This is a genomic window from Microbacterium sp. CFBP9023, from assembly GCF_034045055.1.
Taxonomy (GTDB): domain Bacteria; phylum Actinomycetota; class Actinomycetes; order Actinomycetales; family Microbacteriaceae; genus Microbacterium.
The window spans coordinates 284,083-308,658 of the sequence record NZ_JAXCWI010000001.1 but is presented as its reverse complement, the minus strand read 5'-3'; the positions used below and the strand labels follow the sequence as shown (position 1 = coordinate 308,658).

At 67.3% G+C, this 24,576-nt stretch carries 25 protein-coding genes; 7 read left to right on the top strand and 18 right to left on the bottom strand.

Annotated features, from left to right (window positions below; translation table 11 throughout):
* Positions 1–15: 15 nt before the first annotated feature.
* Together SOM10_RS01425 and SOM10_RS01420 are read right to left on the bottom strand one after the other, a co-directional pair.
* The gene (locus SOM10_RS01425) at positions 16–660 is read right to left on the bottom strand and encodes an FMN reductase (RefSeq protein ID WP_053095813.1); all 645 of its coding nucleotides are present in this window, start codon (positions 658–660) and stop codon (positions 16–18) included.
* 1 nt (position 661) lies between these two features.
* Positions 662–1,885, bottom strand: a complete 1,224-nt coding sequence (locus SOM10_RS01420; protein ID WP_056279032.1) for an LLM class flavin-dependent oxidoreductase — start codon at positions 1,883–1,885, stop codon at positions 662–664.
* 109 nt (positions 1,886–1,994) lie between these two features.
* Here SOM10_RS01420 and SOM10_RS01415 point away from each other — a divergent pair, with 109 nt between their 5' ends.
* Positions 1,995–3,152 (top strand): acyltransferase family protein, encoded by a 1,158-nt coding sequence (locus SOM10_RS01415; RefSeq protein ID WP_320488053.1) that lies wholly within the window; start codon positions 1,995–1,997, stop codon positions 3,150–3,152.
* Positions 3,149–4,012, top strand: a complete 864-nt coding sequence (locus tag SOM10_RS01410; protein WP_320488052.1) for a serine hydrolase domain-containing protein — start codon at positions 3,149–3,151, stop codon at positions 4,010–4,012. Before SOM10_RS01415 ends, SOM10_RS01410 begins: the two co-directional genes overlap by 4 nt.
* 13 nt (positions 4,013–4,025) lie before the next feature.
* On the opposite strand, the gene efeB is transcribed toward SOM10_RS01410, so the two are convergent.
* From efeB to efeU, 3 genes are read right to left on the bottom strand one after another with little or no spacing between them, the layout of a single operon-like run.
* Positions 4,026–5,339, bottom strand: coding sequence for an iron uptake transporter deferrochelatase/peroxidase subunit (gene efeB, locus SOM10_RS01405; protein WP_320488051.1), 1,314 nt, complete (start codon positions 5,337–5,339; stop codon positions 4,026–4,028).
* Positions 5,340–5,361: 22 nt separating this feature from the next.
* Positions 5,362–6,594, bottom strand: coding sequence for an iron uptake system protein EfeO (gene efeO / locus SOM10_RS01400; RefSeq protein ID WP_320488050.1), 1,233 nt, complete (start codon positions 6,592–6,594; stop codon positions 5,362–5,364).
* On the bottom strand, positions 6,591–7,541 hold the full coding sequence (gene efeU, locus SOM10_RS01395) for an iron uptake transporter permease EfeU (RefSeq protein WP_320488049.1): 951 nt from the start codon (positions 7,539–7,541) through the stop codon (positions 6,591–6,593). The genes efeO and efeU overlap by 4 nt, the downstream gene beginning before the upstream one ends.
* Positions 7,542–7,696: 155 nt before the next feature.
* Here efeU and SOM10_RS01390 point away from each other — a divergent pair, with 155 nt between their 5' ends.
* Entirely contained in the window at positions 7,697–8,701 is a 1,005-nt protein-coding gene (locus SOM10_RS01390) for an isopenicillin N synthase family dioxygenase (RefSeq protein WP_187249516.1), read from the top strand.
* A gap of 6 nt (positions 8,702–8,707) precedes the next feature.
* Here the strand turns inward: SOM10_RS01390 and SOM10_RS01385 are convergent, their stop codons facing one another.
* The 4 genes from SOM10_RS01385 to rpsO all read right to left on the bottom strand — a co-directional run bounded on the left by SOM10_RS01385 (position 8,708) and on the right by rpsO (position 10,320).
* Positions 8,708–9,037, bottom strand: a complete 330-nt coding sequence (locus tag SOM10_RS01385) for a transcriptional regulator (protein ID WP_082586569.1) — start codon at positions 9,035–9,037, stop codon at positions 8,708–8,710.
* Positions 9,030–9,605, bottom strand: a complete 576-nt coding sequence (locus SOM10_RS01380; RefSeq protein ID WP_320488048.1) for a hypothetical protein — start codon at positions 9,603–9,605, stop codon at positions 9,030–9,032. The genes SOM10_RS01385 and SOM10_RS01380 overlap by 8 nt, the downstream gene beginning before the upstream one ends.
* Complete coding sequence (locus SOM10_RS01375; RefSeq protein WP_320488047.1) at positions 9,590–9,895, bottom strand: hypothetical protein; 306 nt, start codon at positions 9,893–9,895, stop codon at positions 9,590–9,592. The genes SOM10_RS01380 and SOM10_RS01375 overlap by 16 nt, the downstream gene beginning before the upstream one ends.
* Positions 9,896–10,050: 155 nt before the next feature.
* Complete coding sequence (gene rpsO, locus SOM10_RS01370; protein WP_017203073.1) at positions 10,051–10,320, bottom strand: 30S ribosomal protein S15; 270 nt, start codon at positions 10,318–10,320, stop codon at positions 10,051–10,053.
* A gap of 185 nt (positions 10,321–10,505) precedes the next feature.
* Between rpsO and SOM10_RS01365 the strand changes: the two genes are divergently transcribed.
* Positions 10,506–11,798, top strand: coding sequence for an MFS transporter (locus SOM10_RS01365; RefSeq protein ID WP_320488046.1), 1,293 nt, complete (start codon positions 10,506–10,508; stop codon positions 11,796–11,798).
* A gap of 27 nt (positions 11,799–11,825) precedes the next feature.
* Here the strand turns inward: SOM10_RS01365 and SOM10_RS01360 are convergent, their stop codons facing one another.
* From SOM10_RS01360 to SOM10_RS01345, 4 genes are all read right to left on the bottom strand, one after another.
* Positions 11,826–12,380, bottom strand: coding sequence for a YceI family protein (locus SOM10_RS01360; protein ID WP_053095805.1), 555 nt, complete (start codon positions 12,378–12,380; stop codon positions 11,826–11,828).
* A 181-nt stretch (positions 12,381–12,561) separates the two neighbouring features.
* Entirely contained in the window at positions 12,562–12,930 is a 369-nt protein-coding gene (locus SOM10_RS01355; protein WP_053095804.1) for an FKBP-type peptidyl-prolyl cis-trans isomerase, read from the bottom strand.
* Between the two features lie 219 nt (positions 12,931–13,149).
* A complete protein-coding gene (locus SOM10_RS01350) occupies positions 13,150–13,845 on the bottom strand; it encodes an alpha/beta hydrolase (protein WP_320488045.1) in 696 nt (231 codons plus the stop codon).
* Between the two features lie 12 nt (positions 13,846–13,857).
* Entirely contained in the window at positions 13,858–15,198 is a 1,341-nt protein-coding gene (locus SOM10_RS01345; protein ID WP_083569320.1) for a PrsW family intramembrane metalloprotease, read from the bottom strand.
* Positions 15,199–15,286: 88 nt separating this feature from the next.
* On the opposite strand from SOM10_RS01345, the gene SOM10_RS01340 reads away from it, so the two are divergent.
* On the top strand, positions 15,287–16,153 hold the full coding sequence (locus SOM10_RS01340; RefSeq protein WP_053095802.1) for a fumarylacetoacetate hydrolase family protein: 867 nt from the start codon (positions 15,287–15,289) through the stop codon (positions 16,151–16,153).
* 72 nt (positions 16,154–16,225) lie between these two features.
* On the opposite strand, the gene SOM10_RS01335 is transcribed toward SOM10_RS01340, so the two are convergent.
* Positions 16,226–17,686 (bottom strand): aspartate ammonia-lyase, encoded by a 1,461-nt coding sequence (locus SOM10_RS01335; protein WP_053095801.1) that lies wholly within the window; start codon positions 17,684–17,686, stop codon positions 16,226–16,228.
* Positions 17,687–17,779: 93 nt separating this feature from the next.
* Positions 17,780–18,694, bottom strand: a complete 915-nt coding sequence (locus tag SOM10_RS01330) for a metallophosphoesterase (RefSeq protein WP_320488044.1) — start codon at positions 18,692–18,694, stop codon at positions 17,780–17,782.
* 80 nt (positions 18,695–18,774) lie between these two features.
* Between SOM10_RS01330 and SOM10_RS01325 the strand changes: the two genes are divergently transcribed.
* Positions 18,775–19,341: a TetR/AcrR family transcriptional regulator gene (locus SOM10_RS01325; RefSeq protein ID WP_056278461.1), complete on the top strand. Its 567-nt coding sequence runs from the start codon at positions 18,775–18,777 to the stop codon at positions 19,339–19,341.
* Between the two features lie 25 nt (positions 19,342–19,366).
* Here SOM10_RS01325 and SOM10_RS01320 read toward each other — a convergent pair whose 3' ends face one another.
* Positions 19,367–19,702 (bottom strand): peptidase, encoded by a 336-nt coding sequence (locus SOM10_RS01320; RefSeq protein WP_053095798.1) that lies wholly within the window; start codon positions 19,700–19,702, stop codon positions 19,367–19,369.
* Positions 19,699–21,078, bottom strand: coding sequence for an inorganic phosphate transporter (locus SOM10_RS01315; protein WP_320488043.1), 1,380 nt, complete (start codon positions 21,076–21,078; stop codon positions 19,699–19,701). Before SOM10_RS01315 ends, SOM10_RS01320 begins: the two co-directional genes overlap by 4 nt.
* 159 nt (positions 21,079–21,237) lie before the next feature.
* On the opposite strand from SOM10_RS01315, the gene SOM10_RS01310 reads away from it, so the two are divergent.
* Positions 21,238–23,337: a S9 family peptidase gene (locus SOM10_RS01310; RefSeq protein WP_320488042.1), complete on the top strand. Its 2,100-nt coding sequence runs from the start codon at positions 21,238–21,240 to the stop codon at positions 23,335–23,337.
* A gap of 73 nt (positions 23,338–23,410) precedes the next feature.
* Here SOM10_RS01310 and SOM10_RS01305 read toward each other — a convergent pair whose 3' ends face one another.
* Entirely contained in the window at positions 23,411–24,439 is a 1,029-nt protein-coding gene (locus SOM10_RS01305; RefSeq protein WP_053095796.1) for an ATP-dependent 6-phosphofructokinase, read from the bottom strand.
* Positions 24,440–24,576 lie beyond the last annotated feature (137 nt).

Here is a 24,576-nt window from a genome sequence, read left to right as displayed (position 1 = left end):
CGTGCCGGGGATCGATCACTCGCCGGCGAGACCGCCGAGCATGTGGCCGAACGAACGGCCCTCTCCGAGATACGTCGCCGGGTCGTACGGGTCGGCGGCCGCAGCCACCTCGCGCTTCGCGATCGCCTCAGCCAGCTCGCGAGCGCCCTTCTCGACGCGCTTGGCCAGAGGCGCGACGTCGTCGCCGCCCCCGCCCCAGTCGCTCGACGCCGCGAACACACCGGTCGAGACGGCGTCGGCATGCAGGTAGGCGAAGAGCGGACGGATGGCGTAGTCGATGGCGAGCGAGTGACGAGCCGTGCCGGCGTTCGCTCCGATCAGCACCGGCTTGCCCGTGAGCGCGTCGGGATCGAGCACGTCGATGAACGACTTGAAGAGCCCGTTGTAGCTCGTCGAGAAGATCGGCGTGACGGCGATGAGCGCGTCCGCCGACACCACTGTGTTGATCGCGGTCTCGAGCGCGGGCGGTGCGAATCCGGTGAGCAGGTTGTTCGTGATGTCGTGGGCGTAGTCGCGCAGCTCGATCACGTCGACGCTCGCCTCGATGTCGTGCCCCGCGAGGGCCTTCACGGTCTCGGCCGCGAGGCGATCCGCGAGCATGCGCGTGGACGACGGGTTCGAGAGCCCGGCAGACACGACGGCGATACGACGAGTGGTCATCTCAGGCCCCCTTCCGGCTGAGTCCGAACGCGGCTCCCGCCGGAGCGGGAGAGTCCTGATAGGGCGAATCCCCCGTCAGGTTGTCACCGCGGTTCGCACCCGGACGAGCCTGACGCGTCGGTCCGTCGCCGAACTCGGCCCTCACCCGTGCGGCATGGGTCGGAGCATCCGGCACGCCGGCCGGACGATCCTTCGCCAGCTCCTTGCGCAGCACGGGCACGACCTCGGAACCGAGGATGTCCAGCTGCTCGAGGACGGTCTTCAGCGGAAGGCCCGCGTGGTCGATCAGGAACAGCTGACGCTGGTAGTCGCCGTAGTGCTCGCGCATGGCGGCATAGCGGTCGATGACCTGCTGAGGCGAGCCCACCGTCAGCGGGGTCATCTCGGTGAAGTCCTCCATGCTCGGTCCGTGACCGTACACAGGGGCATTGTCGAAGTAGGGGCGGAACTGATTCACGGCATCCTGCGACTTCGCCGCCATGAACACCTGGCCGCCGAGGCCGACGATCGCCTGTTCGGGTGTGCCGTGTCCGTAGTGCGCGTAGCGCTGGCGGTACAGCTCGATCAGGCGCTGGTAGTGCTCCTTGGGCCAGAAGATGTTGTTCGCGAAGAAGCCGTCGCCGTAGTACGCGGCCTGCTCGGCGATCTCCGGGGTGCGGATCGATCCGTGCCACACGAACGGCGCGACTCCGTCGAGGGGACGAGGCGTCGAGGTGAAGCCCTGCAGCGGGGTGCGGAACTTGCCCTCCCAGTTCACGACGTCCTCACGCCACAGCTTGTGCAGCAGGGCGTAGTTCTCGATCGCCAGCGGGAGCCCCTGACGGATGTCCTGACCGAACCAGGGGTACACCGGACCCGTGTTGCCGCGGCCGAGCATGAGGTCCATGCGCCCGTCCGAGACGTGCTGCAGCATCGCGTATTCCTCGGCGATGCGCACCGGGTCGTTGGTCGTGATCAGGGTGGTCGACGTCGAGACGATCAGACGCTCGGTCTGAGCCGCGAGGGCGGCGAGGAACGTCGTGGGGCTCGAGGACCAGAACGGAGGGTTGTGGTGCTCGCCGATCGCGAAGACGTCGAGACCGACCTCCTCGCTGTGCTTGGCGATCGCGAGGGTCGCCTTGATCCGCTCCTGCTCACTCGGCGTCTCGCCGGTGGTCGGGTCGCGGGTGATGTCGCTGACCGACATGATGCCGAACTGCACCGGGACGCCTGCCTGCTCACTCATGATTGCTCCGTCTTCTCCGAATCGGGTGCCCTGCATCCGGTTCTATTCATTTGAATGTATCCGAGTCAACGCGATGCGAGCAACTTTATTCCCCGAGTAGCCTCAGAGCATGCACAGCGACGGATCCGCCCTGACGAACCCCGCCACCGGATCCGTCCAGAAGTCCCGCAAGCGCGTGCCGTTCTGGGACAACGCGCGATATGCGTGCATCGTCCTCGTGGTGCTCGGCCACGCGATCCAGCGCCTCACCTACGACTCCGACATCGCGCTCGCGGCCTATCTCGCCCTCTACGCCTTCCACATGCCGGCGTTCGCGATCATCTCGGGCTACTTCTCGAAGTCCGGTTCCCCGACGCGTGTGCAGATGGCCAGGGTGATCACCGACATCCTGCTGCCCTACGTGATCTTCGAGTTCCTGTGGACCCTCACGAAATGGCTGGTCGAAGGTCAGGCCGACCCGAACTTCACCAAACCGTCCTGGACCCTCTGGTTCCTCCTGGCGCTCGGCATCTTCCGCCTCGTCCTCCCCTACCTCGCGCTGCTGCGGTGGCCGCTGCTGTGGACCGTCATCATCTCGATCGGCGTGGGCTATCTGCCCAACGTCGACAGCACGTTCTCGCTCTCGCGGACCCTGGGCCTTCTTCCCTTCTTCGCACTCGGCTGGTGGCTGCGCGAACGCGACGTCGTCACTCGCTTCCGCCTCCTCGAGATCCGCCCGTGGTGGATCCGCGTCGTCAGCGTCGTACTCCTCGCCGCGGCAGGGTTCTCGGCCTGGCGGTGGATCGATGTCTGGAAGGAGCTCGATCTGCGCCACTGGTTGTTCTACGAGGACGCGTACGCGGACCTCGGCGGAGAGCAGTGGTGGGCCGGCGGTGTGCGCGTCGCACTCATGCTGATGGCAGTGATCCTGAGCGCCGCCTTCTTCGCTCTGATCCCCCGCGGAACCTACTGGTGGACGAAGTTCGGCCAGTACACCATGTACGTGTTCCTGCTCCACTCGTTCGTGCTGTACCCCTTCCGCGAGACCGGGGTGCTGCGCGACCTCGACCCGACGTGGCTGTGGCTGCCGCTCGTGACGCTGCTGTCGGTGGTGCTGGCTCTCGCGCTCGCCACCAAGCCCGTGCGCTGGCTCTTCCGCCCGCTGGTGGAGCCCCGCCCGTCCTGGCTCTTCCGAGACCCCGAGCTGGCTCGACGCGAGGGCCACCGCAGCGACCCGACCGGCTCTCGTCGGCCCCGTCAGGGCGCAGCGGCTAGCCTGAAGGAGTGACGAGAGCCGAGATGATCCGCGACCGCCTCGTGGACCATGCGGACGCGTCGGGGTTCGGGGCTCACGGGCTCCACGTGCTCGTGGGCGACGACGTCGCCGAGCACCGGTGGACTGCCGACGTCCGCGAGGAGATCCACTCGGTTGCGAAGGGCGTGTGCGTCCTCGCGGCCGGAATCGCTGCAGCCGACGGTCTCATCTCGCTCGATGCCCCGATCGCAGAGTACGTGCCGGACCTCACCTTCGGAGACGGCGTCGAGCACCTCACGCTGCGACGACTGCTCTCGATGTCGAGCGGAGTCGATCTCGCCTGGTCGGAGACCATGATGACGGACTGGCCCGATCTCGCACGAGAGTTCCTCTCGCGCCCGTCTCGCGGTCACGTCTTCCAGTACTCCAACGCCAGCACGTACGCGGCGATGATGATCCTGGCCACGCGGACCGGTGACGTCGTCGAGTATCTGCGTCCCCGGCTGCTCGCGCCTCTGGGCTTCGACGACCTCGAGTGGGAGCGGTGCCCGCAGGGACGCATCGTCGCGGGAGGCGGCATCGCACTGCGCACGGAGGAGATGGCGCGCCTCGGTCGGCTGATCCGCGACCGTGGCGAATGGCAGGGCCGACGACTCGTGCCGACCGAGATCATCGACGCGATGCACTCCGACTGGGTGGTCGCCGGTGAGAATGCCGGTTACGAGCGCTATGCGCTCGCGGGCTGGGACGGCCCGGGCCAGGTGTGGCGCCTGCACGGGGCGTACGGACAGCTGCTGATATTCGGTGAGGATGCCGTCGTCACGATCACAGCCGACGACCATTTCGGTGCGGATGCCTACGCGACCTTTGTCGCGGAGACGCTGCGCTCCTGACCCTCGACCGGCATCAGGCGAAGAGGTCGGCGCCGACGAACGAGCCCGGCTTCGAGCCACCGGGGACCGCCCAGATCCCTGACCCGACATGCGTGACGTACTCGTTCATCCGATCCGTCGACAGCCGGCGCTGCAGCGAGACGAACTGAGCGGGATCCCGCTGGTACGACAGGAAGAAGAGCCCCGCGTCCAGCCGTCCGAGATCGTTGTTGCCGTTGACGTAGTTGAATCCTCGCCGCAGGATCCGGATGCCGTCGTTCTGGTCCGGATGCGCGAGACGCACGTGCGCGTTCTGATCGATGGCCGACGTACCGAAATCCGGCGCCGCGAACTCGTCGCCGCCGGAGAGCGGAGCGCCCTCGCCCTTGTCTCGCCCGATGATGGTGTTCTGCTCGGAGAGCCGCACGCGGTCCCAGGTCTCGATCCGCATCGCGATCTTGCGCGCCACGAGGTACGACCCGCCGACCATCCACTCGGGCCTGTCATCGGGGCCGAGCCACACGTTCTCGTCGAGGGCGACGGAGTCATCGGCGAGGATGTTCGCGGTCCCGTCCTTGAAGCCGAACAGGTTGCGGGGCGTCGCCTGCGCCGACGTCGTGCGGGACGTCTTGCCGAACCCGAGCTGGGACCAGCGCAGCTTGGCACGACCGAAGGCGATGCGGCTCAGGTTGCGGATCGCATGCACGGCGACCTGGGGGTCGTCGGCGCACGCCTGGATGCAGAGATCGCCGTGCGAGGTCTGCGGGTCGAGATCGTCGCCGAGGAAGGCGGGAAGCCTCTCGAGCCGCTCGGGACGCAGGGAGGCGATGCCGTACCGGTCGCCCTCGTCGTTCTCGAACAGGGTCGGGCCGAAGCCGAACGTGATCGTGAGGCCGGCTGCCGTCAGCCCGAGAGCCTCGCCCGTGTCATCCGGCGGCACCTCCGCATCGCCCCCGACAGCGCCGGTGGCACTCACCTCGAGCCCCTGCGTCATCCGCGAGGCGGCATAAGTCCAATCCTGCAGCAGCGAGACCAGGTCTTCGCGGTCGGTGCGAGGCATCATGTCGAAGGAGGCGAAATGCAGATGCTCCTGCACGGGCGTCGTGATTCCCGCCTGATGGGCGCCGAAGAAGTCGTACGCACGCTGGGCGTCCGCTTCTGCTCTCGCGCGTCCGAGCGCGACTCCCCCCGACAGTCCGGCGCCGACTCCGACGGCGAGGGACGCGACGCCGCCGCCGAGTGCCAGTCCGAGGAGTCCGCGCCGGCTGAGACCCGTGGCCGAGGATGCCGCGGCCCCCGACTCCGGGAGGGAGTCGGCAGCTGCAGCGTCCTTCGCGCTGTCGTTCATGTGCGAGACCGTGTCCGTCGGATCAGTCGAGGACGGTGCCGGTGAGCTGCGAGAGCGGCTCTGCGAGGGCGTTGATGAGATCGGTGAACTCGCGCTTGTCCGCATCGGTGAGCTCGGCGTAGCCGACGAAGCCGTCGGAGAGCGAGCCGTGCGCCGCGAGGGATTCCTCGAGAGCGGAGTATCCGCCTTCGATCTCGGTCACGAGATCCGCGCCTTCATCCCCCTGTGCCGTGGCGAAATCCTGAACGAGCGTGAATGCCATCTTCGACCCCTCGACGTTCGCGGCGAAGTCGTACAGGTCGGTGCCGGACCACCAGTCCTCCTCGCCGGAGATCTTGCCCGTCGCCACTTCGTCGAGCAGCGCGATTGCGCCGTTCGAGATGCCGCCGATCCCCTGGTCGTCGAGAGCCGCGGTGAAGTCGTCCGAGTGCACGTAGTCGTAGAGCTCCTGCACGTCGGCGATCAGCTGGTCGCCGTACTCGGCGCGCTCCTCCGTCGTCGACGGTGCCCAGTCCTGCCATGCGGGCGTCTCGCCGTCGGCGTTGAGGGCGTCCTGCGCCGGCACCCAGAGGTCCTTCTCGATGCGGTGGAAGCCCGTCCAGTCGAGGCCCTCCGCCACAGCGTCGACCTCGCGGTAGTCGATGCGGGGGTCGAGCGTCCCGAGCGCTTCGGCGACGGGCTCGATGCGCTCGTAGAACGCGCGCGTCTGGGGGAACAGCGCTCGCGCGGCCTCATCATCGCCGGACTCATAGGCGGTGACGAACTCGTCGACCGACGGAACCAGCTGACCGACCTGGTCCTTGACGAAGGCGGCGTAGAGGTCGACGGCCTGCTGCTTCTGATCGGCATCCTCGCCGTCGACAGCGACCCGGTCGCCGGTCACGGTGAACGCGGACTTGCCGACCCCCTCGCCGATCATGCCCGGCTTGCACAGCGTGAAGTACTCCCCCGGCTGAGCCACCACCGTGAGGGTCCGCGACGCTGAGGGCGCGATGTTCTCGACCTCGCCGACGATGCGGAGGCCGTCTTCTGCGAGCAGATAGAACTCCGAGGTCTGCGCGCTGTCGTTCTTCACATCGAACGTGAGTGTGCCGCTCTTGGCGGTCGCAGCCGAGACGGCGCACGCCGAGTCGGTCGACGAGACGTCGAAGGATGCACCCGCGGCGACATCGCTCTTGGCGACGCACCCGCTGAGGACGAGTGCTGCCGCGCCTGCTGCGGCGACGGTACCGAGGATTCGGCGAGAGGTGGTCATGCTGCTCCTTGCTGGGTGAGAGTGGATGCCGACGCGTCCCGGCCAGGGGACGTCTGCACATGTGGGGAGGCGGACCGGCGTGACCGGAGCCCCCGGATGAAGAAGAGCCCGACGACGACGATGTACACGGTCCAAGCCGTGACCTGGAGCCACGTCATCCGTGGCATGAAGCCGACGGTCGCCTGCAGGATGGTCGCCCAGGCACTGTCGGGCGCGATCACGTTCGTGACATCGAAGGCCCAGCCGAAGGGGAATGCCACCCAGCCGAGAGCGACCGCCCCGGTGGCCGCGTCGATCGGTGCCGCCGCGGTGAACGGTCCCGGCAACGCGCCGGCCTCCTGGAGGTCCATGATCGCGTAGGCGAGCACCCCGGCTGCGACGATGACGAGGAACCCACTGGTCCAGGTGAAGAACCGGCGAAGGTCGAGCCGGACGGTGCCGCGGGCGAGCGCCCAGCCGATCACCACGGCGGCGAGAAGCCCAAGCACCGCGCCGAGCAGCGCCGACGGAGCATCGCCGAAGGACTGCACCATCGACCACAGCAGAAGAGTCGTCTCGATCCCCTCGCGTGCCACCGAGACGAAGCCGATCGCGATCAGCGCCCAGACGCCGCCCTGTGTGAGCGCGCGGTCGAGTCCGCCCTCGAGGGTCGCCTTCATCGTGCGCCCGGCCTTCTGCATCCAGAAGATCATCCAGGTCACCATGCCCACCGCGAGCAGCGACAGCAGTCCGCCGATCAGCTCCTGAGCCTCGAAGGTCAGCGAGTACGCACCGAAGGTCAGGACGGCCCCGATGCCGAGTGCGAGGGCGACTGCCAGGCCGACCCCCGCCCAGAGCCTGGGCAACGCGTCACCGCGACCGAGCCTGCGCAGGTAGGCGACGAGGATGCCGACGACGATCGCGGCTTCGAGGCCTTCACGAAGACCGATGAGAAAAGTGGCGAGCACGGAGGGAACTCTCTGGGAAAGACTGAGGTAAGGCATCCCTTACTTCAGAGACATTAGCACCCCTTCCGCTCGGGCCTCGCACGCACGCGATCGCCTCTCGGTAATTCGGCGCAACACTGAACCGCACTCGCCCAGACCCGATCTACGCTCGGTGAATGGCTGATCTCTCGCTTCCCATCCTCGACCTGTCCCAGCTCGATGCCGGTCCCGAAGCCGCTGCTCGGTTCCGCGACGACCTTCGCGCGGCCACGCACGACGTGGGCTTCTTCTATCTAACCGGCACAGGCGTCTCCCCCGAGCTGGAGGCGAGGTTGCACCGCGCGGCGCTCGATTTCTTCGCGCTGCCCGACGACGAGAAGCTCGCGATCGAGAACGTCAAGAGTCCTCATTTCCGCGGGTACACGCGGGTCGGCGGCGAGCGGACGCAGGGCAAGGTCGATTGGCGCGAGCAGATCGACATCGGCCCCGAACGCGAGCCTGTCGAGGGCGGTCCGGCCTTCAATCGACTCGTCGGCCCGAATCTGTGGCCCTCCGCACAGCCCGAGCTCAAAGCGGTGATCACCGAGTGGCACGACACGCTGACCGAGGTCGCCCGCAAGCTCCTGCGCGCCTGGGCCGTCACGCTCGGGGCGGACGAGTCGTACTTCGACGAGCCCTTCCGTGATCCGTCGACGCTGATCAAGATCGTCCGCTACCCCGGCACCCACGAACCCGAGCCGCAGCAGGGCGTCGGAGCGCACAAGGACTCCGGAGTGCTGACCCTGCTCTGGGTCGAGCCCGGCAAGGGCGGCCTGCAGGTCGAACGAGACGGCGAGTGGGTGTCAGCCCCGTCCGTCCCGGGCGCGTTCGTCGTCAACATCGGCGAGCTGCTGGAGTACGCGACCGGCGGCTACCTCAAGGCGACCAATCACCGCGTCATCTCCCCTCGGGCACCCGAAGAGCGCATCTCCATCCCGTTCTTCTTCAACCCCGCGCTCGATCAGCAGCTGCCGCTTCTCGAGCTTCCCGCAGATCTCGCCGCGGCGGCGACCGGCATCACCGAGGACCCGAGCAACCCCATCCATGCCACCTATGGCGAGAACGCCATGAAGTCGCGACTGCGTGCGCACCCCGACGTGGCTGCGATCCACCACCCGGACCTGGTCGGCACGAACGCCTGAGACGGGTCACAGCGCCGCGCCTCCTCCGAGCGCGACGATCTCGCGCAGGGCCTGGAGGTGTCCGTCGAAGGCTGCACGGCCGGCTGCGGTCGAACGGACCCACGTGCGAGGGCGACTGCCGAGGCTTCCCTTGCGCGCGACGACGTACCCCGCGGCCTGAAGGTGCGAGATGGCCTTGCTCAGCGGAGAGTCGCCGCACTGGAGGATCTCACGCAGCGTCGCGAAGTCGAGCTCGATGCCGTCACCGAGCGACGCGAGGACCGAGAAGCGGATCGGCGACGCGAAGTTGTCGTCGAGTCGGGTCCGCGGGTGCGGCACCGATGGGGTGTCAGTCACGGAGATCACGTCCGGGGACGAACGACACGGCGACGAACAGCGCGATGATGCCCAGGCCACCGACGAATCCGAGGCCGATCGGAACGCCGTCGAGCAGGACGAGCAGAGCCAGTGCACAGCCAGCAGCGGCGAAAGCGAGCTGGTGCGGCCAGCGCCACGAGGCGCCGACCGCAGGAAGGCCCATCTCACTGCGAGCGGCGACGAGCCAGACGAAGGTCATGAGCACGACGAGCAGAAGGAGCGTGCTCGCCAGAACCCCGTCTGGCGCGGAGCCGAGCATGGCCATCACTCCGAGAGCGACTCCCACGCAGATGGTTCCCCACCGCATCGCCCGTGGAAGCGGCTTCGGCATGGACCGCGGGGGGCGCGGGTCACCCGATGCCAGAGCGAGCTGAACTGCGCCGTAGCCACCGAATCCGACCAGCATGAGGACGGCCGGGATCCACACACCGATCTCCGGGAACCCGGGATAGAAGACAGCGAAGCCGAAGACGACGAGCACCACGACCGTCAGAGCACCGCCGGCCAGCAGAATGGGCCAGCGCGACCACGTCAGGCGCAGTTGCATTCCGCTCCGCTCCGCTGAGCCATACCTGTGGAGAGCTGCCCCCACACGAGAAAACTGAAGACGAAGACCTGCGGCGTCACGCCGCCGTGACCACGTATCGCCGTAACCAGAGCGACGAGATACACCGCAGTAACGGCCGCATTGGCGATCTGCAGCCACGCAAGCGCCCGCCGGTCGACTACGCGCCCGCGCCGGTGCTTCACAGCATCCGCCTCGTCGAGGTAGCGCTGCGCGACGTCCGCACTGGGCGGCGCGATCGCCTCGTGCCCTTGGATCGGCTTCTGCTCCATCGCGTGACCCCCTTCGCTTTCCATCTGGAAAGCTCACTACTTTCCTAATGGAAAGCGTGCACGAGATCAACCCCCGAACATGACGAAGGCCGCCCCACACCTGGGGCGGCCTTCTCAAGAATGTTCTGCGCGATTGTACGCTGGCTCGCTCCGCGTTATCGGCGGAGACCCAGGCGTGCGATCAGCGAGCGGTAACGCTCGATGTCGACGCTCTGGAGGTAGCCGAGCAGACGACGGCGCTGACCCACGAGCAGGAACAGGCCACGACGCGAGTGGTGGTCGTGCTTGTGCTCCTTCAGGTGCTCCGTGAGGTCCTTGATGCGCTGCGTCAGCATCGCGGCCTGCACCTCGGGGGATCCGGTGTCACCGGGGTGCGTCGCGTACTCTTCGATGATCGCCTTCTTGACGTCTGCTTCCAGTGCCATAGATTCGATCCCCTCTCTGCTTGTTGCGCGGTGCCCGACGCCTGATGCGTGAGCTCTCTTTATCCGCGGCCGATCAAACGGCAACCTGAAGAGTCTACCAGGACTCGATGCCGCTGGGTGACCGTGCCCACGCCCGCCCGACGGCACCTCGGATACTCTCGAATCATGCATGACGGATACGCGGCGTGAGCGCTGCACGCAGCCATCTGATCGATCTCAGCCCCCTGCGGGCCAGCCCTGCATTCGCACGCATGTGGATCGGCTCGGTGCTCGCGGGGATCGGCGGGCAGCTGACGATCGTCACGGTGATGCTGCACGTGTTCGCGCTCACCGGAAGCACCTTCGCGGTATCGATGATCGCGGTCGCCGGACTCGTCCCCATGATCCTCGCCGGCCTCTACGGCGGGATGCTCGCGGACGCGTTCGACCGCCGCCGCGTGGCGTTGGTCGCGGCCACGGTGACCTTCGCCTCGACCGCGTTGCTCGCCGCGCTCACCTGGACCGGTGCGGAGACGATCTGGTGGCTCTACGTGCTGAGCATCGTCAACTCCGCCGCGAACTCGGTCGGCATGGCCACCCGGACCGCGATCGTGCCACGGCTCATCCCCCGCGACAAGCTGGCCGCCGCGTCCGCGCTCAACGGAGTGGCGTTCGGCCTCACCGTGATGGCCGGCCCCGCGGTAGCCGGCATACTCGTCGCGCTGACAGGCTACGGGTGGACTTACACACTCGACGTCATCCTGATGCTGTCGATGTTCCTCGGCCTGTGGAGTCTCCCTCCGCTGCGGCCGGAAGGGGACATCCTGCGGCCGGGGTTCGCATCGCTCGTGGACGGGTGGAGGTTCCTGCGCCGCGCGAACAACATCCGAATGCAATACGTGGTCGACATCATCGCCATGACATTCGGGCAGCCCCTCGTGCTCTTCCCTGCACTCGGCACCCTTCTGCTGGGCGGCGGAGCGGTGACCACCGGCATCCTCACCGCAGCCGTCGCCGCGGGCACATTCGCATCGAGCCTCTTCTCCGGTCGGGTCGTGCAGTACCGCTGGCACGGACGCGGCATCGAGCGCGCGGTCGAGGCCTATGGCGCGTCCATCCTGCTCTTCGGCGTGGTCCTGGTCATCGGAGCCGTCTCTGCCGGGGCGACCGAGGCGACGCCGGACGTCGGGCTGATCATCGCCTCGTGCATCGCGCTCGCGCTCTCCGGCGCATCCGACAACATCAGCTCGATCTATCGCAACACGATGATGCAGGCGGCCGTGCCCGACGCCATGCGCGGTCGACTGCAGGGGGTCTTCATCATCGTGGTCGCCGGCGGCCCCCGGATCGGCGCCCTCTACGCGGGCACGCTCGCGACCTTCACGACCCTGTGGTTCCCGCCGCTGCTGGGCGGATTGCTGGTGATCACCCTGGTCGCCCTGCTCGCACGGCGCAGCCCGGGATTCCGCGGCTACGACGCAGAGAACCCCGAGCCCTGAGGGCCCGGGGTTCTCGAGATCAGGTGATCAGTCCTGCTGCAGAGCGCCCTGCAGGTCGAGGCTGATCGTGACGTCCTTGCCGACGAGCACGCCGCCGGTCTCGAGCGCGGCGTTCCACGTCAGGCCGAAGTCCTCGCGGTTGATGACCGTCTTGGCCGATGCGCCAGCCTTGTAGTTGCCCCACGGGTCGGAGCCGAAGCCACCGAAGTCGAGCTCGAAGCTGACGGGCTTGGTGATGCCGCGGATCGTCAGGTCGCCGTCGACGAAGAGCTCGCCGTCCTCGGCGCGCGCACCCGTCGACACGAACTCCATCGTGGGGAAGTTCTCGGTGTCGAAGAAGTCGCCGGAGCGCAGGTGCGTGTCGCGCCCCTCGTCCTTGGTGTCGATCGAGGTGACGTCGACGCTCGCCTCGACGCGGGCCTCGAGCGGGTTCTCGGGAGCGATCAGCGTCGCGCTCTTGACGCCGAACGTGCCGCGCACCTTCGAGATCATCATGTGGCGCACGCTGAACGTGACCTCGCTGTGCGACGGGTCGAGCACCCAGGTGCCGGGACGGTAGCCGGGAATGTCGATGCTGGTCATGGTTTCTCCTCTGGAGACATCAGCCGCATGTGTGCGGCAACGGATGAGGGGCCGTGTTCACGGCGTCACGCGTAACAACTTACATGCACATGCATGTATTCCCCTGAATGCGGATATTTCCTCGGAGGACGAAAAGGCGCCGAGCCCGCAGTGGGCCCGGCGCCTTCCGGCGTCGATCGGGTCAGCCGACGGCGACGAGATCGATGATGAAGATGAGGGTCTTGCCCGAGAGGAAGTGGCCTCCTCCGACCGGGCCGTATGCGAGGTGCGGCGGGATGACGAGCTCGCGCCGTCCGCCTTCCTTCATGCCCGGGATGCCGTCCTGCCACCCCTGGATCAGGCCGCGAAGCGGGAACTGGATGGTCTCGCCGCGACCCCACGACGAGTCGAACTCCTCGCCCGATTCGAACTCGACACCGGCGTAGTGCACGGTGACCGTGTCGCCGGGCTTGGCCTCGGCTCCGTCTCCCTCGATGATGTCGCGGATCACGAGCTCCGCGGGGGCGGGTCCGGTGGGGGCGTCGAACTCAGGCTTTGTGCGATCAGTCATGTCCTCCATCAAACCCGAGTCGCACGGCGCGGGTCAACGCGATCGCTCCGCTGAGGGCGAAACGGCGATGCCGCCCGTCGACTGCCCCTAAGCCCTTGACACCCGCGCACACCGGGTGCACCCTGTTTACAGATCAACTCAGCGCCCGGTAGACATGCAGGCATCGCCGCAGCACCGGGCGCTGAGTCTTGGTACGGAACCTGCTTGACGGCTCGAGCATCATGACGCTTGCTGCTCCTGCGCGTAGGCGATCAGCATCGATGCGAGCTCTTCGGGCCGGCTGAGGGCGACACAGTGACTCCCCTCGATCTCGTCGGCGACGATGCCCAGGCGCTTCCGGGCGAGGTCGCGAAGGAATGCGGGCGGGAAGAATCTGTCCTCCGTGCAGACGACGAACCGAGTGGGAACAGAGGGCCAGGCCGTGAGCGGCCACGAGACGGCCATTGATGCGACCGACGGATGTGCTCTCTCCCGACCGATCGCCTCGTCGGCGAGCGCTCGCGGCACGTCGTGATAGAAGCCGATGTGCGGATCGTCGTTGCCGGTGAGGCCTCCGTCGCGGGCTGCCTGCGCCGCCACGGCATCCTCGAATCCGGTGTTGGACCACCACTCGTCCGGACGCTCCCCCGGGTCGGGAATCATCGCCGCCAGCATCACGAGCACGTCCGCCGCCAATCTCTCAGCGACGATCGGTGCGGTGAATCCCCCGAACGAATGGCCGACCACGACACCGCCCCGTCTCGCGTCTGCCGCGGCCACGACGGCGTCCGCGTAGTCGGTGAGAGTGAGGGACTCGTCATCGCCCGGCAGGTCGGGTGCGATCACCTCATGTCCGCGCTCCCGCAGGACGGCGGCGAGCCGATGCCATGACCACCCCGTGTCTCCTGCTCCGTGCACGAGGATGAAGAGGGCCATGATCAGCGGGTCTCAGTAGGCCAGCAGAGCAGCCCGAGTGGCGCGGGTTCGGGCGAGCAGCGCCTGCTCGTCCGCCGGTGCCATAGGGTCGCGCCCCGTTATCGCGCGCTGACGGACGGATGCCAGCATGGTGGCGTCCTTGATGAACTCGCGCATCAGCGGACGCCGATCGCCCCGAAGCTGCGACGCCCATGCCAGGCCGGTCTTGCGCCCGGCGGGAGTCGCGAGCATCGTGACCTCCTCGGGGGTGAACCACCCGGCGGCCGCGTAATCGCCCAGACGCGCCTTCGTGAGGCGAGACTCCTCGCGCCTCAACGCGATGATCCCCACGATGAACCCCACGAACAGCGGCACCTGGAGGACGAAGTAGAGGAGGAAGAAGTTCGCGAAGGACGATCCGTTCCACAGGCCGTGGAGCACCATCGCCCCCAGCATCCCGAGCAGACCGAACCCGAGTGCGGCCCCTGTCGACGCGTGCCGTCGAGCGGCCAGGCCGATGGCGAGACCCGTCAGCGATGTGAACATCGCGTGGGCAAAGGGCGACATGATCGCCCGGAGGATGAACGTCACCGTCAGCTGCTCGCCGCCGCCCTCGATGAGGCTGATCGCGAAGTACTGGATGTTCTCGGTGAACGCGAAGCCGGCACCGACCAGCGCCCCGTAGACGACCCCGTCGACCGGACCGTCGAACGAGCGACGCGCGATGAGGAAGATCAGGAAGACTCCGAAACCCTTCCAGAACTCCTCGACGATCGGCGCCTGGATGACGGCGCCCGCCACTTCTCCCCGGAACCCCAGCAGCGCGGTCAACCCGAGGTCGACGAGGAGCGTGAGTCCCACGGCGGCGATCGCACCCCAGGCGATCGCGAAGAACACCAGCGACTTGGGCTCGGGTTCCCACCGGTCGATCATACGGACGACGAAGAAGACGATGGCGAGCGGGACGAGCGCGAGGACGAGGCCGATGATCGATGCGAGCGGACCCAGGAACAGACCGAAGTAGGCGATGAGCCCGAGCATCAGCAGACCGAGGAAGCCGAACAGCGCGAACAGCGCGACGCGTCCGCCTCGGCGTGCCGCCGGCAGGGCAGGAAGACCGGGGGCAGGCGAGGGTGCGGCCGGAGCGGGAGGCGAATACGGGGTCGGCTGAGCGAGGACCGAGGCGTACTGAGGACGCTGGGAGAACTGCGGCGGGGCGTAGTTCGACTGCGCGTACTGCTGCGCCGAATACTGCGGGGGCTGCGCAGCATACTGCTGGGGATACGTCGGCGGCTGCTGGGGATACGTCGGCGGCTGTTGCTGCGCGGGCGGCGGCGTGTACGGCGATGGCTGGGACGGTCCTCCGGAACTCATAGCCAAAGCATATGGCGAACAACCAACTTCGCCCGGGTCTGGCGACTTCCTCCAGGCAATCGAGCCGAGCAGCGGATAGCGTAGGAGCATGCGGTTCGCTCATCTGCGTCGTGCCGACTCTCCCGCTGCGCATCTCGCAGTGGTGGAGGGTGCCGATGCCATCCTCGTCTCCGATCTCCTTCCCGACCCCCCTGCGACGCTTCAGCAGCTGATCGAAGGGGGCGAGCAGACGCTCACCGCTCTTCGCTCGGCCCTCGACGGCGATGCTCCGCGGCACCCGCTCGACGGGTGGAGCTTCGCCTCAGCGGTCATCGCTCCCCCGGCGGTCCTCGCGGTCGGCCTCAACTACGCGGCTCACTCGAGCGAGCTCGGTCTGAAGACCGACGCCGCTCCGACCGTGTTCACCCTGTGGCCGAACTCGCTGACAGGCCACGAGCAGACGACGTCGTGGCCGCGTTCGCTGAGCGAGGCTGTGGACTACGAGGCGGAGCTCGGTGTGCTGATCGGCACCCCGGCGAAGGATGTCGCAGAGGCCGACGCGCTCTCGCACGTCTGGGGCTACACCGTCGTGAACGACATCACCGCGCGGAACGTCCAGTTCTCTGAAGCGCAGTGGTCACGGTGCAAGTCGTTCGACGGCTTCACCCCGACCGGTCCCTTCGCCGTCACGGCCGACGAGGTCGCCGACCCGCAGGACCTGCACATCTGGGCGATCGTCGACGGCCAGACCGTCCAGGACGCGAGCACGGATCAGATGGTGCGGTCGGTCGCGAAGCTCATCGCGCATCTCTCGCAGTCCCTGACGCTGCTTCCCGGCACTCTGATCTCCACCGGGAGCCCCGGCGGTGCCGGATACTCTCGAGACCCCCAGATCTTCCTCCGGGATCGTTCGACGGTGACGGTCGGCATCGACGGCATCGGCGAGCTCACCACCCACTGTCGCGTGCTGGACTGATCCCCCGCTCACTCTGTGACACACGGAAGGGCCCCGGCGAGATGTCGCCGGGGCCCTTCCGTGTGCTCGGAGTCAGATCTCGATGAGGTCCTCGGACCCGATCACCGGGATCGCGGCCGTGATGGCTTCGAGTCCCGACAGGCGCGCGGGCGACAACTGCTTGATGACCTCTTCGCGAGACATCAGTCCGGCTTCGACGACCAGGTCGGCGACGTTCCTGTTCGTCAGCAGCGCGGTCTTGGCCAGCGCGGCCGCGGCGGCGTATCCGATGAACGGCGTGAGTGCTGTGATGACGCCGACCGAAGCGCCGACCATGGCGCCGAGGCGGTCTCGGTTCGCCGTGATGCCGTCGACGCAGTTGACGCGCAGCGTCCACATCGCCTGTCGCATCCAGGTGATGGACTGGAAGATCGAGTGGGCGATCACGGGCTCGAATGCGTTGAGCTGGAGCTGCCCGGCCTCGGCCGCCATCGTCACCGTCATGTCCGCGCCGGCGACCGCGAACGCCACCTGATTGACGACCTCCGGGATCACCGGGTTCACCTTGCCCGGCATGATGCTGGAACCGGCCTGCATCGCCGGCAGGTTGATCTCGCCGAAGCCCGCCTGCGGACCCGACGACAGCAGTCGCAGGTCGTTGCAGATCTTCGACAGCTTCATGGCGTTGCGCTTCAGGGTCGACGAGAACGACATGAACGAGCCGGTGTCGCTGGTCGCCTCGACGAGGTCGCCGGCCGTCACCAGGTCGAGTCCGGTGATCTCGCGCAGATGCTTCAGCACAGCGGGTGCGTAGTCGACGTGCGTGGTGATGCCGGTGCCGATGGCGGTCGCACCCATGTTGATCTCGAACATCAGCGAGGCGTTCTCGGTGAGGCGCGTGTGATCGTAGCCGAGGGTCGAAGCGAAGCCGTGGAACTCCTGACCCAGAGTCATGGGCACGGCGTCCTGCAGCTGCGTGCGTCCGACCTTGAGCACATCGTGGAACTCGTGCGACTTGTGCAGGAACGAGATGCGCAGCAGATCGAGCTCTTCGAGCAGCGAGCGGAGTGTCAGAGAGAGACCGATCTTGACCGCCGTCGGGTAGACGTCGTTGGTCGACTGACTGCGGTTCGTGTGATCGATCGGCGAGAGGAACGCGTAGTCGCCCTTCTCGCGTCCGGCGAGCTCGAGGGCGATGTTGGTGATGACCTCGTTGGCGTTCATGTTCGTCGACGTGCCGGCACCGCCCTGGATCACACCGACGGTGAACTGATCGTGGAACTCTCCGTCGATGACACGCTGGGCGGCCCGATCGATCAGGTCCGCACGCTCGGGGTCGAGGACGCCGATCTCGCGGTTCGCTCTGGCGCTGGCCTGCTTGACCATCGCGAGTGCGACGACGAGGTCCGGATAGACCGAGATCGGACGCTTGGTGATCGGGAAGTTCGCGTCGGCGCGGGCGGTGTGGATCCCCCAGTACGCGTCGGCGGGAATCTCCATGCTCCCGAGCGAATCGGTCTCGGTGCGGGTGGGGGCAGGCGCGGCAGAAGCCATGTCACATCCTTGTGGGTAGTGGCGAGTGTGTGGTGCGGGGGATGCATCCAGTCTACGCCTGCGTGCATGCACGGCCAGGGATACGACGGCGGGTCAGCGTTTGCGAGAGAAAGCCTCGAGACGCTCTGCCGGGCTGAGACGGGCCATTCTCTCCAGCCACGCCATCGAGAAGTGATCGCCGGTCGGCGCGTCGGTCACGGGCACCACGGTGTGGGTGATCGTCTCGGGTCGTACATGCACGATCTGGAACGCCTGCGCCGCATCCATGCCGTTCACATCGGCGGCCGGACGAGCGACATTCATCGTGTAGCAGGTCGCCGAGGACACGCTGACAGGCACGCCCGCGAAGGTGCCGTGCGACGAGTAATGCAGGTGGCCGGCGAGGATACCGCGCACGTCCGTGTCACGAATGACCTCCGCGAGTTCGTCCTGGTGCCGCAGCTCGAGTATGTCGAAGAGCGGAAGGTGGCTCGGGAGCGGCGGGTGGTGCATCGCGAGCAGCGTGCCGTGCGGCGCCGGTTGCTTCAGGATCTCCGCCAGCCAGGAGAGCTGGCCGGGGTCCAGGTCGCCGTGATGCCATCCGGGCACACTCGTGTCGAGGGCGATCAGGCGCAGACCGTCGAGGTCCCATGCGCCCGTCACGGGCTCCTCCGTCGCGGGCAGGTCGAGCAGCCCCTCGCGCAGCGCCGGCCGCTCGTCGTGGTTGCCGGCAACCCAGACGACGGTCGTCCCCAGCTCCTGCGCCACCGGCTCGACGGCGCGGCGGAGACGGCGATACGCATCCGGCTCCCCCAGGTCGGCCAGGTCGCCGGTGATGACGATCGCCGACGGGTGCGGGTGCACGGCCCTGATCGCCTCAAGGGTGCGAGCGAAGTTCGACTCGACGTCGTATCGTCCGCCGAGCCGCGCTCCACCCGCGAGGAAGTGCGGGTCGCTCACATGGATGATGACGTGCGAGGCGGGATCATGGCGACCGAAGACGAAGCCGCTGTCGGAAGGCGCTGACATGGTCTCAGCCTAGGCCGCGGCGCGACACCGGACGGGCGACGACTCCACGGCAGCTGTAGTAGTCGCGATACAGTGCTCGGATGGCGAAGAACGAGACACGGCGACGGATCATCGCGGATGCAGGGCTGACCGTTCTGGCGACCGATGGCTCTCGCGGTCTCACCCACCGAGCCGTGGACATCGTCGCGGCCGTGCCGGTGGGCACCACCTCGAACTACTTCCGCAGCCGAGAGGCACTCATCGCGGGCCTCGTCGATCGGATCGGCGAGCGTCTCGCCCCCAGCGACGACGACCTCGCACGGCGGTCATCGGAGGAACCGAGCAGAGAGCTCTTCGCCGAGTACATCCGCGACATCGTGCGTCGCCTCACCGACGACCGCGACGTCACACTCGCACTGTTCGAGCTGCGGCTCGAGAGCAGCCGCCGCCCCGAGGTCGGCGCCCTTCTCGGCGCGTGGCAGCGAGCGGGGTTCGACGCGGACGTCGCTTTCAACGCGGGAGCGGGCCTTCCGGGTGGTCGCCGAGAGATCGCGCTCTTCCACTATGCGATCGACGGCCTGCTGCTCGATCGGCTCACGACCCCGATCGATCCGGACACCACCACCGACGAGATCGTCGACGACCTCGTCGCCGGTCTCCTCCGCTGACGCCCTCCTGGGCAGGACTCGTCGGTCAGTGCCCGACGACGATGATCAGGATGCCTGCCACGACCGCAGCCGCGCAGAGCGCGAAGCATCCGTACGCGCCGAACAGTGCGATCCGTCGCTGCCCCTCGGTGAGCGGACTCTTCTTCGCCGCCTTGGCCGCCTGCTTGGCAGCCCGCTTGAGCTCCTTCTCGGAGATCACGGTGATGGCGTCGGTGAACTCCGCCGGACTCACGACCGGCGCGTGTCCGCTGCGAACAAGAAGCCGAAGACCCAACGCATAGAACGTCACGACCGCGCAGGCTCCGATCAGAGCCGCAAGGAACACCTGGACGAATGCGCCCCAGTCGATGCCGACACTCACTTCGACTCCTCGCTCTTCGCCGTCTCGGGACTGTCTACCCCAGGGCCGTCGACCCGCGTCGAGGCTCCCGTCTTCGGGGTCTTCTTCGCGGCCTTGGCCGCTGCCTTCGCCTTGGCGTCCGCCTTGGCCTGAGCCTTGACCTTCTCGCGCGCCTCCGCACGAGCCTTGGCCTCGGCCTTGGCCTCGATGATCCGCTGCTGTCGACGCGTGGGCGGGGGCGTGTCGGGGTGCTCGATCGCGAGCCCCGACTCGGCCACATCGCTCATGGCGTTCGCGGAGGTCACTGCATCCTTGCGGGAGCGAAGGAACAGGCCGATGATCACGGCCAGCGCCAGGACCGCGTCGATCGCGATGCCCCAGAGGCCGAGCCAGGTGATGAGCAGGGCCGCGAGGGCACCGACTGCACCTGCAGCCGGAAGTGTGAGGAGCCAGCCGATGGCGATTCGACCGGCGGTCCGCCAGCGGACCGTGGAGCCGCGGCGGCCGAGGCCGGAGCCGATGACCGAGCCCGAAGCGACCTGCGTCGTCGAGAGCGCGAAGCCGAAAGCGCTGGAGGCGAGGATGGTCGCTGCCGTCGAGCTCTCGGCCGAGAAGCCCTGCGCGGGCTTGACCTCGGTCAGCCCCTTGCCCAGAGTGCGGATGATGCGCCACCCGCCGAGATAGGTGCCGAGGGCGATCGTCACCGCACAGGCGATGATGACCCAGAGATACGGATCGGCCTGCTCGCTGCTCTGCCACCCGACAGTGATCAGCGCGAGGGTGATCACGCCCATCGTCTTCTGAGCGTCGTTCGTGCCGTGCGCGAGTGCGACCAATGACGACGTGAAGATCTGTCCCCAGCGGAAGCCGTCGCGCCCGTCGGGCTTGCCGTCGTAGCGTCGGGTGATCGAGTACGCGAGCTTGGTCGCCGCGAAGGCGATGATGCCGGCCGTCAGCGGGGCGATGAGCGCCGGGAGGATGATCTTCGAGAGCACCATCCCGAAGTCGATGCCGTTGACTCCGACGCCGACCAGGGTGGCTCCGATCAGGCCGCCGAACAGCGCGTGGGACGAGCTCGAGGGCAGACCCAGCAGCCAGGTCAGCATGTTCCAGGTGATCGCGCCGATGAGACCGGCGAAGATCATCGGCAGGAACACGTCGCCTTGGATCGTGTCCTCGCGGATGATCCCGTGCGACACGGTCTTGGAGACCTCCGTCGACAGGAATGCTCCGACGAGGTTGAGGACTGCTGCGAGAAGGACAGCGGTCTTGGGCTTCAGCGCGCCTGTCGCGATGGGCGTGGCCATCGCGTTGGCGGTGTCGTGAAACCCGTTGGTGAAGTCGAAGAAGAGTGCCAGCAGGATAACCAGCACGACGATGAGGGCTGCGGTTTCCACCGTTCGCTTTCGGTCGTTGAGGAAGAAAGGAGAGGTGTCGACGGGATCGACGTGACGAACGAAGAGTTCACCGTGGGTTTTACTTCCGTTAACCGGCCCCGGTAGATCCTCCCACCCTCCCGGGTGCCGGTCAACTTGACCTGGGATAGCGTGGGAGGCGTGACTGATGCCCCGATCGCAGACCGCCGCTCGACCCTTCGCACGCACCACGGTGACACCTTCGATGATCCATACGAATGGCTTCGGGAGAAGGAATCCGGCGAGGTCATCGCACACCTCGAAGCCGAGAACGCGCACACTGAGGCCGAGCTCTCCCATCTGGCCGACCTCCGCGAGACTCTGTTCCAGGAGATCAAGGGCCGTGTGCAGGAGACGGATCTGTCCGTGCCCACGCGGCGCGGTGCCTGGTGGTACTACAGCCGCACCGAAGAGGGCGCGCAGTACGGCATCCACTGCCGTACCGCCGCGGCCGAGGACGACTGGACTCCCCCGGTGCTGGAGCCGGGCGTGGCGGTGCCGGGCGAGATCGTGCTGCTCGACGGCAACGTCGAGGCCGAGGGGCACGAGTTCTTCTCCCTCGGAGCGTTCGACACCTCGGACGACGCGACGAAGCTGCTCTGGGCGACGGACTTCGAGGGCGACGAGCTCTACACGGTGCACGTGCGCGACCTCGCGACCGGCGAGACGCTGCCCGACGAGATCCCCGACACGGGTGGCGCGTTCTTCACACCGGATGGCACCGGGATCCTCTACACGACACGCGACGAGGCATGGCGGCCCGACACTCTCTGGCTGCATCGTCTCGGCACTCCCGTCTCGGGCGACGTGAAGCTCTTCCACGAGCCCGATGAGAAGTACTGGCTCGGCGCCGGCATCACCCGCAGCCGCAAGTACCTGGTGATCGCCGTCGGATCGAGCATCACCAGCGAGGAGTACCTCGTCGATCTCGCCGGAGACCTCACCGCAGCTCCTCGAATCGTCTGGCCGCGCCGCGAAGGCGTCGAGTACTCGCTCGAGCACGCCGTGGTGGACGGCGAGGACCGCCTCTACATCCTGCACAACGATGAGGCCCTGGACTTCGAGCTCGTCTCCGTGCCCGCCTCCGACCCACAGAGTGAGCGCCGCATCGTCCTCGCGCACGAGCCGGGTCGTCGACTGCTCGGGATGGACGCGTTCCGCGACTTCGCGACGGTGGAGTACCGCCGTGAAGGCCTGGAACGGGTCGGCATCCTGGACTACACGACGGACTCGGTCGACGACATCGCCTTCGACGAGCCCCTGTACTCGGCAGGCGTCAGCGGCAATCCGGAATGGCACTCGCCGTTCCTCCGGCTCGGCTACACGTCGTTCGTGACTCCGGGAACCGTCTACGAGATGGATCTCGCCACCCGCGAGCTGCATCTGCGCAAGCAGGTCGCCGTCCTCGGCGGGTATGACCCCCGGGAGTACGGCCAGAAGCGCGACTGGGCCACGGCGTCGGACGGTACCCGCGTGCCGATCTCCCTCGTGTGGAAGCGATCGTTCGGAGAGCCTGGCGTCGACCCGCGCCCCGTGCATCTCTACGGCTATGGCTCGTACGAGCACTCGATCGACCCCGGCTTCTCGGTCGCGCGGCTCTCGGAACTCGACCGCGGCATCGTCTTCGCCGTCGCTCATGTCCGCGGCGGTGGCGAGATGGGTCGGCAGTGGTACGAGGACGGCAAGCTGCTGAACAAGCGCAACACCTTCACCGACTTCGTCGCGTGCGCCGAGCACCTCGTGGAGCAGGGAGTCACGTCGCCCGAGCGCCTGGTCGCCGAGGGAGGAAGCGCGGGAGGACTCCTCATGGGCGCGGTGACGAACCTCGCTCCCGAGCTGTTCGCCGGCGTGCTCGCGGCAGTGCCGTTCGTCGACGCGCTCACCACGATCCTCGACCCCTCCCTCCCCCTGACGGTGATCGAGTGGGATGAATGGGGCGACCCGCTGCACGGAGCCGAGGTGTACGAGTACATGAAGTCGTACTCGCCGTATGAGAACGTCCGCGACGGCGTGCGCTACCCGCGCATCCTGGCCGTGACCTCGCTCAATGACACACGCGTCCTCTACGTCGAGCCTGCGAAGTGGATCGCTGCCCTGCGCGTCGCCGGTGCGACCGACGCCCTGCTCAAGTGCGAGATGGTCGCCGGTCACGGCGGTGTCAGCGGACGCTACAACTCGTGGAAGGAGCGGGCGTTCGAGCTCGCCTGGATCCTCGACACGGTCGGCCTCGCGTCGCGCTGAGCTCTCGAAGAACACAGAGAACGGGCCGATCCGCAGGGATCGGCCCGTTCTCTGTGGTGCACGCGATCGAGGCTCAGCCGAAGAGCGCTGCTGCCTCGTCGTAGCGGCTGCGCGGAACGGTGTTCAGCTCGCCCAGAGCCTCGGCGAACGGCACGCGTACGATGTCCGTGCCCTGCATCGCGACCATCTGGCCCCATGCCTTGTCGATGATCGCGTCGGCCGCGTGGAGTCCGAGGCGCGTCGCGAGCACGCGGTCGAAGGCTGACGGCGATCCGCCGCGCTGGATGTGGCCGAGGATCGTCGCGCGGGTCTCGATGCCCGTGATGCGCTCGATCGCCGGAGCGAGCTGATCGCCGATGCCGCCGAGTCGAGGACGGTTGAATGCGTCCAGGCCCTTGTCGCTGTAGGCCTCATCCATACCGAGCAGCTTGAACCCCTCGGAGACGACGACGAGCGGTGCGCGACCGCGATCGTGCGCGCTCGAGACGAGCTCGGTGATGTCGTCGATCGACATGGGCACTTCGGGGATGCAGATGGCGTGAGCGCCCGCTGCCATGCCCGCGTGAAGGGCGATCCAACCGACGTGGCGCCCCATGACCTCGGCGACCATGCAGCGCTGGTGGGAGTCGCCCGTGGTGCGCAGACGATCCATCGCGTCCGTGGCGATGTTGACCGCCGTGTCGAACCCGAACGAGTAGTCCGTGGCGCGCAGGTCGTTGTCGATCGTCTTCGGCACGCCGATGACGTTGATGCCGTCCTTGGCGAGGCGGTCGGCTGCTGCGAGGGTCCCCTCGCCGCCGATCGCGATGATGCCGTCGATCTTGTGTCCGTACAGCGTCTTGGCGATGTTCTCGGCGCCGCCGCGCTCACCCTCGTAGGGGTTCGTGCGACTGGTGCCCAGGATCGTGCCGCCGACCTTCGACAGGCCCTTCACCTCGTGTCTGGTGAGCGGGAAGAAGTCCCCGTCGACCACGCCGCGCCAGCCGTCGCGGATGCCGACGAACTCGAGGTCGTAGGTGGTGGTGCCCTTGAGCACGATGCCGCGGATGACCGCGTTGAGTCCGGGGCAGTCGCCGCCGCTCGTCAGAATGCCGATCTTCATGCTTGCCTCAGACGGGTTCAGGGAAGGGGGAACAGGCGACGTTGCCTGCGATCGACACTAGCGCTCCGGGCGGACCGGGCGCCATTCGAGACGATGAAAACCGAGGATCTTGCCGCCGTCGCGCGACGATTCGCCAG